This window comes from Actinocorallia aurantiaca, from assembly GCF_039533685.1.
GTDB lineage: Bacteria > Actinomycetota > Actinomycetes > Streptosporangiales > Streptosporangiaceae > Actinocorallia > Actinocorallia aurantiaca.
Genome location: NZ_BAAATZ010000021.1, coordinates 130,397 through 142,759, shown reverse-complemented (window position 1 = coordinate 142,759; position 12,363 = coordinate 130,397). Strand labels below are relative to the sequence as shown.

Annotated in this window: 12 protein-coding genes; 9 read left to right on the top strand and 3 right to left on the bottom strand. The window is 72.4% G+C overall.

The features are described 5' to 3' along the window. Nucleotides 1-69: 69 nt before the first annotated feature. The 6 genes from ABD327_RS24860 to ABD327_RS24835 all read left to right on the top strand — a co-directional run bounded on the left by ABD327_RS24860 (nt 70) and on the right by ABD327_RS24835 (nt 5,037). Complete coding sequence (locus tag ABD327_RS24860; RefSeq protein WP_344453204.1) at nt 70-1,119, top strand: LLM class F420-dependent oxidoreductase; 1,050 nt, start codon at nt 70-72, stop codon at nt 1,117-1,119. 218 nt (nt 1,120-1,337) lie between these two features. Next, nucleotides 1,338-1,898, top strand: coding sequence for an elongation factor P (gene efp / locus ABD327_RS24855; protein ID WP_344453203.1), 561 nt, complete (start codon nt 1,338-1,340; stop codon nt 1,896-1,898). Next, complete coding sequence (nusB, locus tag ABD327_RS24850) at nt 1,898-2,314, top strand: transcription antitermination factor NusB (protein WP_344453200.1); 417 nt, start codon at nt 1,898-1,900, stop codon at nt 2,312-2,314. The genes efp and nusB overlap by 1 nt, the downstream gene beginning before the upstream one ends. Before the next feature lie 130 nt (nt 2,315-2,444). Beyond that, entirely contained in the window at nt 2,445-3,185 is a 741-nt protein-coding gene (locus ABD327_RS24845) for a class I SAM-dependent methyltransferase (RefSeq protein ID WP_344453198.1), read from the top strand. Then, entirely contained in the window at nt 3,185-4,489 is a 1,305-nt protein-coding gene (locus tag ABD327_RS24840) for a DNA polymerase IV (RefSeq protein WP_344453195.1), read from the top strand. The genes ABD327_RS24845 and ABD327_RS24840 overlap by 1 nt, the downstream gene beginning before the upstream one ends. Nucleotides 4,490-4,626: 137 nt before the next feature. After that, nucleotides 4,627-5,037 carry a DUF3040 domain-containing protein gene (locus ABD327_RS24835; RefSeq protein ID WP_344453193.1) on the top strand — a complete coding sequence of 137 codons (411 nt, stop codon included), beginning with the start codon at nt 4,627-4,629 and terminating at the stop codon, nt 5,035-5,037. Between the two features lie 78 nt (nt 5,038-5,115). Here ABD327_RS24835 and ABD327_RS24830 read toward each other — a convergent pair whose 3' ends face one another. The 3 genes from ABD327_RS24830 to ABD327_RS24820 are packed head-to-tail and all read right to left on the bottom strand — an operon-like array spanning nt 5,116 to nt 9,695. After that, complete coding sequence (locus ABD327_RS24830; protein WP_344453190.1) at nt 5,116-7,476, bottom strand: transglutaminase TgpA family protein; 2,361 nt, start codon at nt 7,474-7,476, stop codon at nt 5,116-5,118. A 15-nt stretch (nt 7,477-7,491) separates the two neighbouring features. Next, nucleotides 7,492-8,727, bottom strand: coding sequence for a DUF58 domain-containing protein (locus ABD327_RS24825; RefSeq protein WP_344453188.1), 1,236 nt, complete (start codon nt 8,725-8,727; stop codon nt 7,492-7,494). A 2-nt stretch (nt 8,728-8,729) separates the two neighbouring features. Next, nucleotides 8,730-9,695, bottom strand: a complete 966-nt coding sequence (locus ABD327_RS24820; protein ID WP_344453549.1) for an AAA family ATPase — start codon at nt 9,693-9,695, stop codon at nt 8,730-8,732. Between the two features lie 426 nt (nt 9,696-10,121). Between ABD327_RS24820 and mraZ the strand changes: the two genes are divergently transcribed. The 3 genes from mraZ to ftsL form a co-directional block, all read left to right on the top strand. Further along, the gene (gene mraZ, locus ABD327_RS24815) at nt 10,122-10,553 is read left to right on the top strand and encodes a division/cell wall cluster transcriptional repressor MraZ (RefSeq protein ID WP_344453186.1); all 432 of its coding nucleotides are present in this window, start codon (nt 10,122-10,124) and stop codon (nt 10,551-10,553) included. Between the two features lie 183 nt (nt 10,554-10,736). Then, nucleotides 10,737-11,690 (top strand): 16S rRNA (cytosine(1402)-N(4))-methyltransferase RsmH, encoded by a 954-nt coding sequence (gene rsmH, locus ABD327_RS24810; RefSeq protein WP_344453184.1) that lies wholly within the window; start codon nt 10,737-10,739, stop codon nt 11,688-11,690. Next, nucleotides 11,687-12,363, top strand: a 677-nt coding sequence (gene ftsL, locus ABD327_RS24805) for a cell division protein FtsL (RefSeq protein ID WP_344453181.1), incomplete at its 3' end; no start/stop codon positions are given. The genes rsmH and ftsL, both read left to right, overlap by 4 nt.

Below are 12,363 nucleotides of genomic sequence, written 5' to 3'. Positions count from 1 at the left end.
TTGGCATACTGAACCGGATTCGGTATGCCTGACCCCCACTGACGACCCCACTGACGAGGAGCGGAACACATGCGGATCGGAATGCCTCTGGGCTACGCCGGCGGCTTCAAGGAGAGCGTCGCCGAGCTGGTCGAGTACGAGAAGGCCGGACTGGACATCGTCTACGTCGCCGAGGCCTACAGCTTCGACGGCGTCAGCCAGCTGGGCTACATCGCCGCCAAGACCGAGCGGCTGGAGATCGCCTCGGGCATTCTCAACATCTACTCCCGCACGCCGACCCTGATGGCGATGACCGCCGCGGGCATCGACTACGTGTCCGACGGCCGCTTCACCCTGGGCATCGGCGCGTCAGGCCCGCAGGTGATCGAGGGCTTCCACGGCGTGCCCTACCACGCACCGCTGGGCCGCACCCGCGAGGTCATCGAGATCTGCCGCAAGGTCTGGAAGCGCGAGGCCCCGCTGGAGCACCACGGCAAGCACTACGAGCTGCCGCTCGACCCGGCCAAGGGCACCGGCCTCGGCAAGGCCCTGAAGATCATCAACCACCCGGTGCGCCCCGACATCCCGATCCAGATCGCGGCGATCGGCGAGAAGAACGTCCAGCTGACCGCCGAGATCGCCAACGGCTGGCAGCCGATCTTCTTCCTGCCCGAGAAGGCCGGGGACGTGTGGGGCGAGGCCCTGCGCAAGGGCGCGGAGAAGCGCGACCCCTCCCTGGGCACCCTGGACATCGTCGCCCAGGCCCCGCTGGCCATCGGCGAGGACGTCGAGGGCTACCTCGACTTCGGCCGCCCCATGGCCGCGCTCTACATCGGCGGCATGGGCGCCAAGGGCAAGAACTTCTACAACTCCCTCTGCCGCCGCTACGGCTGGGAGAAGGAGGCGGAGGAGATCCAGGACCTCTACCTGGCCGGCAAGAAGAACGAGGCCGCCGAGAAGGTCCCCGCCGAGCTCGTCCGCAACATGTCCCTCATCGGCCCCGAGTCCTGGGTCAAGGAGCGCCTGGCCGCCTTCAAGGAGGTCGGCGTCACCACCCTGAACATCACCCCGATCGCCGCCGACCACAAGTCCAAGCTCGCGCTGATCGAGCGCATCAAGGAGCTCGCGGCCGACGTCTGAGCCGCGGCCGCCGAACCCCGTGGACGCCTCCCCGCGTCCGCGGGGTTCTTCTCGTGCTCCGCCGCACGACGGAGGAGCGCCGCCGAGCCCGGTAAACTGAGAGATCGAGTTCCCCTCGAGCGCGGGGGTCAGGGCGGACGGCCCGGAGCTCCTCACCAGACCAAGAAGCCAGGGACCGCCCGCCCGAGGGCGGGCTCCGCGACGGAAAGACGATTCGAGTGGCGACGACGAACGACCTGAAGAACGGCATGGTACTCAAGCTCGACACCGGCGAGCTGTGGTCGGTCGTGGAGTTCCAGCACGTCAAGCCGGGCAAGGGCCCCGCTTTCGTCCGTACCAAGATCAAGCATGTCAAGTCCGGGAAGATCGTCGACAAGACCTTCAACGCGGGCATGAAGGTGGAGACCGCCACCGTCGACAAGCGCGACATGCAGTTCTCGTACAAGGACGGCGAGGACTACGTGTTCATGGACACCGAGTCCTACGAGATGCTGCACGTCCCGCCGGCGGTCCTCGGCGACGCGGCCAAGTTCCTGCTGGACAACGGCCAGGCGATGCTGGCGATGCACGAGGGCGAGGTGCTCTACGTCGAGCTCCCGGTGACCGTCGAGATCGTCGTCGCCCACACCGACCCGGGCCTGCAGGGCGACCGCTCCACCGGCGGCACCAAGCCCGCCACGCTGGAGACCGGCGCGGAGATCAAGGTCCCGCTGTTCATCACCACGGGCGAGAAGATCAAGGTCGACACCCGGACCGGCGACTACCTCGGCCGCGCCTGATGGCAGCTCGCACCAAGGCCCGCCGCTACGCCTTCGAGATCCTCTTCGAGGCGCAGCAGCGGGACATCTCCCCGGGTGAGGTGCTGCAGCGCCGCGGCAAGGCCAAGGGCGAGGAGCTGGCCGAGCACGGCCACGCCGTCCGCCTGATCGAGGGGGTGAACAGCCACCGCGAGCGCATCGACGAGCTGCTGGCCACCTACGCGGTGGGCTGGACGCTGGACCGCATGCCCGCGGTGGACCTGACCGTGCTGCGCATCGGCGCCTACGAGCTGCTGTGGGCCGACGACGTCCCCGACGGGGTCGCCCTCAGCGAGGCGGTGGCGCTGGCCACGGACTTCTCCACAGAGGAGTCCCCGAAGTTCGTCAACGGCCTGCTCTCGAGGCTGCAGGACCTCAAGCCCAGCCTGGCCCTGTGACCCGTCGCGGGCCCGCCCGCACGGGTCCGCGACGGGCCCGGCTCCCCGCGTCCTCGCGCGCCGGGCGGCCGTGCCATGCCCTCCTCCGAGGGGCCGGTGCTCCGTCGGTCCGCCTGGCTAGGCTGGGAGCATGACCGTGGACGAGGAAATGCACACCCACGGCGGGGGCTCCGGCAGGCCGGGAGCCGGCGCCGCGGTGCGGGACCTGCTGGCCCCGCTGCTGGGGAACGGCCCGCTGGACGTGGTCGACGTCGGGGGCGGCACCGGGCACTCCGCCGTGCCGCTGGCCGCTCTGGGCCACCGGGTGACGGTCGTGGACCCCAGCCCGGACGCGCTGGCGACCCTGGAGCGCCGCGCCGCGGAGGCCGGGGTCGGGGTCCGCGCGGTGCAGGGCGAGGCCGCCGGGCTGGAGGGCGCCGTAGGCGCCTCGGCCGCGGACCTGGTCCTGTGCCACAACGTGCTGCAGTACGTCGACGACCTCGACGCCGCCGTGGGCGCGCTCGTCACCGCCCTGAGGCCCGGGGGCGGGCTGAGCCTCCTGGTGCCCGGAGCCCTGGCCGCGGTGGTCCACCGCGCCGCGGCCGGCCGTTTCGAGGAGGCCCGCCTGCTGCTGGCCGACCCCGGCGAGGGCGGCCGCCTCCCGCGCCGCTTCACCCCCGAGTCCCTGCTGGACCTGGCCTCGGCGGCCGGGCTGGCGCAGCCGGAGGTCCACGGGGTGCGGATCTTCTCCGACCTCCTGCCGGGCGGTCCGGCCGAGTCCGACCCGCAGGCCGCCGAGTCCCTGCGCGCCCTGGAGGCCGCCGCCTCCGCCCACCCGGTGCTGAGGTCGCTGGCCGCCAGGCTGCACCTGTTCGCCAGACGCCCGGCCTGATGTCCCGCAAACAGCAACTGGACCGCCCGGGGACGCCGCCGGGCCCGCCCGGGGACGACGCCGGCTGCCCGATCCTGCACGTGGACATGGACGCGTTCTTCGTGTCCGTGGAGCTTCTGGACCGCCCGGAGCTGAGGGGGCGGCCGGTTCTGGTCGGCGGCCGGGGCGGCCGGGGGGTGGTCGCCGCCGCCTCCTACGAGGCCCGGCGGTTCGGGGTGCACTCGGCGATGCCGATGAGCCGGGCGCTGCGGCTGTGCCCGCGGGCGGTCGTCCTGGAGCCGGCCCACGGCAAGTACTCGGCCGCCTCCCGCCGGGTCAGGGAGATCTTTTTTGACTTCACGCCGATGGTGGAGCCGCTCTCCCTGGACGAGGCGTTCCTGGACGTGTCGGGGGCCCTCAAGCTGTTCGGCCGTCCGGTGCGGATCGCCACGGCCATCCGGGAGCGGGTGGCCGGCGAGCTGGGCCTGACCTGCTCGGTGGGGGTGGCGCCCACGAAGTTCCTGGCCAAGCTGGCCTCTACCCGCTGCAAGCCCGACGGGCTGATGGTGGTTCCCTCCGGCGGCGTCCTGGAGTTCCTGCACCCCCTGCCCGTGGCGGCCCTGTGGGGGGTGGGGGAGCGCACGGAGGAGCATCTGCGACGCCTGGGCCTGCGCACCGTGGGGGAACTGGCCCGGATGCCCGCGGAGACGCTCAGGCGCGAGCTGGGGGCCGCTCAGGGGGCTCACCTGCACGAGCTGGCCTGGGGAAGGGACCCTCGCCCCGTCCGCCCGCACGCCCCCGACAAGAGCGTCGGCGCCGAGGAGACCTTCGAGATCGACGTCGTGGATCCCGAGGAGGTGCGCCGCGAGCTGCTCCGGCTGGCGGAGAAGGTCGGGGCCCGGCTGCGGGCGTCCGGGAACCGGGGACGCACCGTGAGCGTCAAACTCAGGGAGCCGGACTTCTCGACGATCACCAGGTCCCGGACCCTTCCCGAGTCGACGGATCTCTCACGTGTGATCTACATCACAGCGTGCGAGCTCTACGAGGCCTCGGGACTTGAACGGGTACCACTGCGTCTGGTGGGCGTCAGGGTGGAGAATCTGGCAGGGGCCGGGCCGGAGTCCCGGCAGCTGGCCCTGGACGAGCCGGAACACGGCTGGCGGGAGGCCGAGCAGGCCATGGACGAGGCGGCCCGCAGGTTCGGCCGGGGGGCGATCCGCCCCGCGGCCCTGATCCGCCCGTCCCGCGGCCCCCGCGGGAACGGGCGTGGCGACAGTGGCGAAGGGGACGGTGGAGCACCCATGAGAAGGGCCGTGGATGAATAGCTTGTGGTCTCACCCCGACGGTTTTCTTCACTCAGGTCGTCTGGACTCGTATTCTGGGCATATCACCGTTAGCCAGGTCCCCGTCCGGCTAAGGAGCACCAGGCACCTGATCCACGGGGCAGTCGTTGGGAGGCACCGTGCCGCTCTCTGAGCACGAGCAACGTCTGCTCGACCAGATCGAGCGCGAACTGTATGCGGCAGACCCGAAGTTCGCGCATGCCGTCCGCACCACCAATCCACAGAGCCACTACAAGCGCCAGGTCATCAAGGCCGCCCTGGGCCTGGTGATCGGCATCTCGGTGCTGATGGCCGGGCTGGTGGTGAGCAAGGGCACCCTCAGCGTCGCGATCAGCGTGACGGGCTTCCTGCTCATGCTCGCCAGCGGGGTCTGGGCCCTGTCCAGCTGGAAGCGCATGACCGGTATCGGCGGAGACTACGACTCCGACGGCGGTTCGGCCGGCGGCCGTGCCCCGCGCGGGCGGCAGCAGTCCGGTTTCATGAACCGGCTCGAGGAGCGGTGGCGCCGCAGGACCGAAGAGGGCTCCTGACCTTCCGCTCCACCCGTGTACGCAGGAAGGCCGCACCCCCTGGGGTGCGGCCTTCCTCGCGTTCGGGCTCCCGGCCGGTCAGGCGTCCGGGCCCGGGGACCCGCGGTCCCGGCCGGGCGCCAGGCCCTTCAGCCGGTCGGCGGCCCGGCGCAGGACGTCCAGGGAGGAGGCCGGGAACATCCGGGCCTGCCACCGGTCGGCGGAGGAGGCGGAGGCGGACAGGGCGGCGCGGACCGTCTCCGCGTCGGTGCGCAGCCCCTGCGGGGTGGGCCGCTGGAGATGGCCGGGCGGGGCGTAGCGGGACAGCTCCTGGGCCAGGGTGATGCGGGCCAGCGGCTCGGCGACCTCCGCGCCGAGGGCGGGTCCCAGCCGGCGCAGGACGCCGCGGGGCGACTCCGAGACGTGCCAGCCCAGTTTGTGGTCGAGGGTGTCGGCCCGCAGCTGCGCCCAGGCCGCCGTGGCGGCCGCGGCCGGATCGTCGGCCCCGGCCCAGCGCCGCCACCGGGCCGCCTCCCTGACCAGGCGCGGCGCCGAGCACAGGAGCACCACGGCCAGGGTGCCCAGGAGCCAGCCCACCGGAACGGGGGAACCCTGCGACGCCTCCGCGGGGGCCGCCGTCTCCGAGGCCTCGGGCCGGGGGCCGGCTCCGGGAGTCGCGCCCGCGGACGCCGTGGGGGTCGGTTCGGCGGACTCGGCGGACTTCGTGGGCTCGGCGGTCGCCTTCCCGTCCGGCCGGGACTCCTGCCGGGTGTAGTCGGGGATGCCCATGGAGTCGGGCGCGCCCGGCCCCGAGGGCGTCGGCTCGAACCGCACCCAGCCTGCGCCCTCGAAGTACAGCTCGGTCCAGGCGTGGGCGTCCTTCTGCCGGACGACGTAGAGGCCGTCGTCCTCCGGCGAGCCGGGCGCGTACCCGACGACCACGCGGGAGGGGATGCCCACCATGCGGGTCATCAGCGCCATCGTCGCGGCGAACTGCTCGCAGTAGCCCTCGCGGTCGCGGAGGAAGACCACCAGGTCCGACATCCGGCTCGGCGGCGCCGGCTCCAGCGAGTAGGTGAACTCCTTGTGGAACCAGCGCTGCAGCAGGACCGCCTTGTCGAACGGGGTGGCGCCCTCGTCGGTGACCTTCCGGGTCAGCCTGGTCAGCTCCGCGGGCAGCCGGTCCGGCAGCCGGGTGTACTCGGCGGGCATGGCGGCGGGGCGCGCGGCGCGCAACTGCCCGGTGGTGGGCACGGCCCGGCGGCTGTCCACCGAGTAGGACATGCCGTCGGCGTCCCCGCCGGTGGAGAAGACCATCAGCGACCGCCGGTCGGCCCGCCAGCCGTTCCCCTCGATCCGCACCTGCCGGGGCGCGTAGGGCAGCGGCAGGAACTTCATGTCCCTGATCTTCTCGCCGACCACGATGTCGGTGGTGCCGTCCTCGCCGGAGGCCACCGACAGCCCGGGGACGGGGGGCAGGGGCCGGCCGTCCTCGATCCGCGGCGCGTCCCCCGCGACCAGGGGGGAGTAGGTCCAGCGGTTGCCGTCGAACCGGTCGAGCGCGTAGATGCGCAGGTAGTCGGGGTTCTCCGCGGTGGTGGTGTACCTCAGGACCTCCTCGTCGCCCAGCCGGGTGAGCTTGCGCTTGAGGTCGACGAGCGGGTCGGCGGTGGTGATCGTGGTGGATCCCCCCTCCTCCCGGTCGCCGAGCCCGAACATCCCGTCGGAGGCGACGCCGGGCAGCAGGGCGGGCAGGAGGGCGGGCACCGCGACGGCGACCGCGATCGAGGCGAGGCCGACCCGCCGCCCCGCCGAGCCCGTCGGCCGCGGCCCGGGCTCCTCCCGGTCGGGGCGCGGGGTGAAGACCGGCCGGCCCCAGCCCGTCACCCGGGTCCGGGCGTCGGCGACCAGCATGGCCAGGTAACCGGCGGAGCCCGCGGCGAACGCCGCCCAGTGCACGCCCTCGGCCGGCACCGCGACGGGGACGCTGTACAGGGCCAGCAGCGGGAGCCCGGCGGGCGCGGCCCGGCGCAGCCGGACGGCCAGCAGGTCCACGGTCGAGGCGACCAGCCCGACGCCGAGGACGGCCAGCAGCCGCACCCCGTCGTTGACCGGCAGCGGCGCGGCGTAGGTCTCGGCTGTGCTCCAGCCCTCCCGCAGCACGTCGGTGAGCACGGCCACCGAAGAGGGGGTGGGGATCGCCCAGAGGAACGCCGACGCGCCCGAGTACAGCGCCGTCGCGTACAGCACCAGCATGGCGGGCCCGGCCAGCAGGTCGAACAACGGATGCACCCGCAGCCGCCGGGCGGCCATTCCGGTCACGGCGACCACCGCGACGGCGCCCGTCACGGGCAGGACCCAACTGCGGCCCTGGAACAGCGGGTAGAGGCTGGCGGCGCTCAGCAGCGTCGCCAGGGCCGCGATCACGCTCAGGCCGGGCCTGGCGCCCGTGGTGTTCATACGGACCGTTCCTCCCTAGTGCGCACCGGGTTCCCCCTGCACGCCCGTCCACGCGGCGGGTAGTTCGGCGACGGAGGAGACGGTCAGGACCCGCCAGCCGGCGCCGCGCAGGAACCCGGCCGCGCCGTCGGGCCCGCGGTCGGAGTCCAGCAGGATCGCGATCCCGATCGCGGTGCCGCGCCGGGCGGCGGCGAGCGCCCTGGCCTCCTCCGCGGTGAGCCGGCCGAAGACCCCGATGATCAGCGCCTCGCCGTCGCGTCCGGACCCTCGCACCGCGGCCAGGCCCGGCAGGAGCGCGGTGCCGTCGCTCTGGCCGATGACGGCCAGCACGTCCAGCAGTTCTCCGCCCGCGGCGGGACCCGACCCGGCGGGGAGGTCCGCGCCGCGGCCGGAGTCGGTGGCGAAGCGCAGCGGCAGTCCCTCGCGCGCGAGGTGGACCCCCACCGAGGCGGCGACCGACACCGCCTGCTCGAAGGAGGAGCCGGGGCCCTCCCCGGTGTGCCCGGCGCGCCGGGTGTCCAGCAGCAGGACGGCGCGGCTCTGCCACTGCTGCTCCTCGCGCCGGACCATCAGCTCGCCGTACCGGGCGGTGGAGCGCCAGTGCACCCGGCGCAGGTCGTCGCCGCGCCGGTACTCCCGCGGCGTCACGTCGTCCTCGCCCGCGGCGGCGACCGTCCTGGCCAGGCTCTGGCCCTCGCCGTGCCACGCGCCGGGGATCCGGCCGGGCGGCAGGGCCACGGTCAGGGGGGTGACGGTCAGGGTGTCGGTCAGGCTGAAGGAGCGGGCCAGTTCCACCAGACCGAACGGGTCGGCGAGCCGCACGGTCAGCGGTCCGATCTTGAACCGGCCCCGGACGTCCGAGCGCAGCCGGTAGCTCAGCTCCCGCGAGCCGAGCGGCTCGATGCGGTCGAGCACGAACCTGGCCCGCCCGCCCAGCGTGTAGGGCACCCGGTCCTCGACCAGCAGCAGTCCCGACGACAGCCGCGAAACGTTCTCCAGCCGCACGTCGGCCCGCGCCTCGTGGCCGACGGACAGCCGGGGCGGCCCGAGCCGCCGCGCGCAGGCGAGCCGGTAGCGGGTACGGGAGACGGCGAACACCGAGAACACCGGCAGGACGAGCACCAGCAGCCCGGCCCGCAGCAGATCCTCCTCGCCGAGCAGGATCGCGCACGCCACCGCGGTGAGCCCGGCCGCGGCGAACGACCGCCCCCGGACGGTGAGCGCGTCCAGCGCCACCCTCAGCAGCCTCACGGTCAGCCCCGCACGGGCAGGCGCGCCACCAGTTCGCTCACGATCTGCTCGGGGCGGCGGCGCTCGACCTGGGCCTCGGCCGTGGTCAGCAGCCGGTGCGCCAGCACCGGGACGGCCAGCGCCTGCAGGTCGTCGGGCAGCACGTACTCGCGCTCCTCCAGGGCGGCCCGCGCCCGCGCCGCGCGCACCAGCTGCAGGGTGGCCCGGGGGGAGGCGCCGAGGCGCAGCTCCGGGTGGTTGCGGGTGGCGTTGACCATGTCGACGGCGTACTGCTTGACGGCGGGGGCGGTGTGCACCCCGCGGACGGTCTCGATCAGCCCGCGCACCTCCGTGACGGTCGCGGCGGGGGCGAGGGAGTCCAGCGGCGAGGTGCGGCTGTGGGTGTCCAGCATGTCCAGCTCGGCGGAGGGGCTGGGGTACCCCATGGAGATCCTCGCGGTGAACCGGTCGCGCTGCGCCTCGGGCAGCGGGTAGGTGCCCTCCATCTCGACCGGGTTCTGGGTGGCGATCACCATGAAGGGCCGCTCCAGCGGGTAGGTGGTGCCGTCCACCGTCACCTGGCGCTCCTCCATGCACTCCAGCAGCGCCGACTGGGTCTTGGGCGAGGCGCGGTTGATCTCGTCGCCGACCAGGAGGTTGGCGAAGACCGGTCCGGGCACGAACTCGAACTCGCGCCGCTCCTGGTGGTAGACGCTGACCCCGGTGATGTCGCTGGGCAGCAGGTCGGGGGTGAACTGCACCCGGCGGACGGTGCCGTCGACGGCGCGGGCGAGAGTCTTGGCGAGCATGGTCTTGCCGACGCCGGGGACGTCCTCGATGAGGAGGTGCCCTTCGGCGAGCATCACGATCAGCGCGAGCCGCACCGCCTCGGACTTGCCCTCGATGACGGACTCGACGGCCGTCCGGATCTTCCCGACCCGGCCCGCGACCTCGCCGAAGCCCAGTCCGACGCCGGCCTCGCCCTGCACACCCACTGCCACGAAGTCTCCGCCCTGAGTCAGCCCTTGTTCAGGGCCAAATGTATTGCTCTCCACATGCCGATGCGGCTTGGAGCATTATCCGGGGTTCGTCGGGGTTACCGACAATATGGGGCTCTATAAGCCTGCCACTGTTACCGACAGTACGCCGTTAAGTGCTTCAACGGTCATGTTTCGGACATCTCCCCGGCATCTCCCGGCTGCCGAGTCCCCCCGGGCCCCGGGGGCCCGTCGGCCCCCCACTCCGCCCCACCCTCGCTGAGCAGGCGATTTCACATCCTCCAGCCCCGAGAAACGCAGGTTTTCACAGTTGACGGTGGGGAAGAGTGGAGTACAGTGGGGCGCTGTGGGGGAAGAGTCTCCACATGCATTCTCGAGCTGTTGACAGGCGTCCAATGGCGCGAGGGGGTGGCTCCCGTGTTCCTCGGAACACATCCACTCCGACTCGACGACAAAGGACGACTGTTCCTGCCGGCCAAGTACCGCGAGGAGCTGTCTGGGGGACTGGTGATCACGAAGGGCCAGGAACGCTGCCTGTACGTCTTCCCCATGGCAGAGTTCGAGCGCATCACCGAGGCGCTCGCCACGGCTCCCGTCACCGCGAAGTCCGTCAGGGCCTACAGCCGGGTCTTCTTCGCCAGCGCCTCCGACGAGGTCCCCGACAAGAGCGGCCGCATCACGATCCCCGTGGCGCTGCGCTCCTACGCGGGCCTCGACCGCGACTGCGCGGTCATCGGGGCCAACTCCCGCCTTGAGATCTGGGACGCACCCTCCTGGGACGCCTATCTGGCCCAGGAAGAGGAGTCCTTCTCCGATCTGTCGGAGGAGGTGCTGCCGGGAATTCTCTAGCAGGATCCCGACGGGCCGACGTCCGGTCAGGTCTCCACCCGCTCTCTCCGCCAGCTGGCACAGCTTCCCCGGTGCCAGGTGGCCCTTCCTCAGGGCAGCGGTTGGGGACCTGACCGGACGAGCCCGAGGGCCGCATGTCCGATCGACCGCGAGCGGTCGGCTGCAGTGGGGGTAGACAAGACCATGAATGAGTCCGGACACGTTCCGGTCCTGCTCGACCGCATTCTGTCGACGCTGGGTCCCGCCGTTGGCGCACCGGGGGCCCTGTACGTCGACGGAACCCTCGGCATGGGCGGCCACGCCGAGGCGATGCTCAAGACCTACCCCGAGGTCAGGCTGCTCGGCCTCGACCGCGATCCCGTGGCTCTGGAACGCGCGGGCGCGCGCCTGGAGCCCTTCGGCGACCGGGTGACGCTCGTCCACGCCGTCTACGACGAACTTCCCGGGGTGCTGGCGAAGCTGGGCCTGGACCGGATCGACGCGATCCTGTTCGACCTGGGCGTCTCCTCTCCCCAGCTGGACGAACCCGAGCGCGGGTTCGCCTATTCCTATGACGCCCCGCTGGACATGCGCATGGACCAGACCAGGGGCATGACCGCCGCGGACGTGGTGAACACCTACGCCCCGGCGGACCTGACGCGGATCCTGCGCGAGTACGGCGAGGAGCGCTTCGCCCAGCGCGTCACCTCGGCGATCGTGCGGGAGCGGGCCAGGGAGCCGTTCACCGGCACCCTCCGGCTCGCCGACCTGGTGCGCACGGCCATCCCGGCGGCCACCCGCCGGAGCGGCGGCAACCCCGCCAAACGCACCTTCCAGGCGTTGCGCATCGAGGTGAACAGCGAGTTGAAGGTCTGGGAGCGGGCGCTGCCCGCCGCCCTGGACGCGCTCGCGGTGGGCGGCCGCGCCGCGGTCCTGTCCTACCACTCCCTCGAGGACAAGATCACCAAGCGGGTCCTGGCCGAGCGCACCACCGACCACACCCCGGCGGGGCTCCCGGTGATGCTGCCGGAGTTCGAGCCGAGGTTCCGCCTGCTCACCCGGGGGAGCGAGCAGGCCTCCGACGAGGAGATCAGCAGCAATCCGCGGGCGGCATCGGTGCGTTTCCGGGCCGTGGAGCGGGTTCGGGAGGACTCATGACGACGATCGAGCGCAAGAGCGTCGCACCGTCCCGGCGGCGGGCCGCCGCCGGGCCCGGGCCCCAGAGCGAAACCCGGCCGGAACGCAAGAGCCGGAAGGGCCGGAAGGAGCCGGAGGAGCCGCCCGCGAAGGCCGGCGCGACCGGCGCCGACCCCGGTGAGGACGGGAAGACGACACGCACAAGGCGTAAGGCGAAACCGGCCGAACCAGGCGCGCGCACGAAGAAAGAGCGCACGCCGAAGCCGCGTACGCCTCAAAGGCGCACGCTGAAGCCGTCCAAGGCACGGCCTGAAGCCGAACCGCCCAAGGCGGGGAAGCCTCAGACCCGGTCGCGGCCCAGGCCGCGGCCGTCGTCGGGACGTCCCCGTGCTCCGTTCGTGTTGCTCGTCCTCTGTCTGATGGGCGGAGCGCTGGTCAGCCTTCTGGTGCTGAACACCGTGCTGGCCCGTGACGCCTACACCTTGAGCGCGCTGGAGGGCAGTGAACGGCAGCTCACTCAGCAGAAGCAGGCTCTCGTCGAGGAGATCGCGCGGGAGGAGTCGCCGAAACGGTTGGCGCTCAAGGCTCGTAATCAGGGGATGGTACAGCCCAGCGAGCTGGCTTTCGTGGATCCCGGTAACGGTCGGGTAACTGGTGGGAAGAAGCGGCCGGTTCCCTCCGCGGCGGGCGCCGC

Bases quoted from the DNA above. Each gene is read 5' to 3' on its own strand.
- rsmH (WP_344453184.1), top strand. From the start codon at position 10,737: ATGAATGAGTCCGGACACGTTCCGGTCCTGCTCGACCGCATTCTGTCG.
- nusB (WP_344453200.1), top strand. From the start codon at position 1,898: ATGGCAGCTCGCACCAAGGCCCGCCGCTACGCCTTCGAGATCCTCTTC.
- ABD327_RS24845 (WP_344453198.1), top strand. From the start codon at position 2,445: ATGACCGTGGACGAGGAAATGCACACCCACGGCGGGGGCTCCGGCAGG.
- ABD327_RS24840 (WP_344453195.1), top strand. From the start codon at position 3,185: ATGTCCCGCAAACAGCAACTGGACCGCCCGGGGACGCCGCCGGGCCCG.
- ABD327_RS24860 (WP_344453204.1), top strand. From the start codon at position 70: ATGCGGATCGGAATGCCTCTGGGCTACGCCGGCGGCTTCAAGGAGAGC.
- ABD327_RS24830 (WP_344453190.1), bottom strand. From the start codon at position 7,476: ATGAACACCACGGGCGCCAGGCCCGGCCTGAGCGTGATCGCGGCCCTG.